This window comes from Streptomyces sp. NPDC001970, assembly GCF_053594115.1.
In genome coordinates this window covers 3,828-5,227 of the sequence record NZ_JBSFDW010000094.1, presented here as the reverse complement: position 1 = coordinate 5,227, position 1,400 = coordinate 3,828, and the positions used below count along the sequence as shown (strand labels likewise).

General features: G+C 56.1%; 1 rRNA gene (only partly in view). It reads right to left on the bottom strand.

Annotated elements, in window-relative coordinates:
- Positions 1–7: 7 nt before the first annotated feature.
- Positions 8–1,400, bottom strand: a 23S ribosomal RNA gene (locus ACWCP0_RS41855) (it continues 1,795 nt past the right edge of the window).

Below are 1,400 nucleotides of genomic sequence, written 5' to 3'. Positions count from 1 at the left end.
AGCAACTGAGGACAAGCCCTCGGCCTATTAGTACCAGTCAGCTTCACCCGTTACCGGGCTTCCACATCTGGCCTATCAACCCAGTCGTCTACTGGGAGCCTTACCCCATCAAGTGGGTGGGAATACTCATCTCGAAGCAGGCTTCCCGCTTAGATGCTTTCAGCGGTTATCCCTCCCGAACGTAGCCAACCAGCCATGCCCTTGGCAGAACAACTGGCACACCAGAGGTTCGTCCGTCCCGGTCCTCTCGTACTAGGGACAGCCCTTCTCAATATTCCTACGCGCGCAGCGGATAGGGACCGAACTGTCTCACGACGTTCTAAACCCAGCTCGCGTACCGCTTTAATGGGCGAACAGCCCAACCCTTGGGACCGACTCCAGCCCCAGGATGCGACGAGCCGACATCGAGGTGCCAAACCATCCCGTCGATATGGACTCTTGGGGAAGATCAGCCTGTTATCCCCGGGGTACCTTTTATCCGTTGAGCGACGGCGCTTCCACAAGCCACCGCCGGATCACTAGTCCCGACTTTCGTCCCTGCTCGACCCGTCGGTCTCACAGTCAAGCTCCCTTGTGCACTTACACTCAACACCTGATTGCCAACCAGGCTGAGGGAACCTTTGGGCGCCTCCGTTACCCTTTGGGAGGCAACCGCCCCAGTTAAACTACCCATCAGACACTGTCCCTGATCCGGATCACGGACCCAGGTTAGACATCCAGCACGACCAGAGTGGTATTTCAACGACGACTCCACCTGAACTGGCGTCCAAGCTTCACAGTCTCCCACCTATCCTACACAAGCCGAACCGAACACCAATATCAAACTGTAGTAAAGGTCCCGGGGTCTTTCCGTCCTGCTGCGCGAAACGAGCATCTTTACTCGTAGTGCAATTTCACCGGGCCTATGGTTGAGACAGTCGAGAAGTCGTTACGCCATTCGTGCAGGTCGGAACTTACCCGACAAGGAATTTCGCTACCTTAGGATGGTTATAGTTACCACCGCCGTTTACTGGCGCTTAAGTTCTCAGCTTCGCCCCACCGAAATGGAGCTAACCGGTCCCCTTAACGTTCCAGCACCGGGCAGGCGTCAGTCCGTATACATCGCCTTACGGCTTCGCACGGACCTGTGTTTTTAGTAAACAGTCGCTTCTCGCTGGTCTCTGCGGCCACCCCCAGCTCAGAGTGCAAAACTCATCACCAGGCGTGGCCCCCCTTCTCCCGAAGTTACGGGGGCATTTTGCCGAGTTCCTTAACCATAGTTCACCCGAACGCCTCGGTATTCTCTACCTGACCACCTGAGTCGGTTTAGGGTACGGGCCGCCATGAAACTCGCTAGAGGCTTTTCTCGACAGCATAGGATCATCCACTTCACCACAATCGGCTCGGCATCAGGTCTCAGA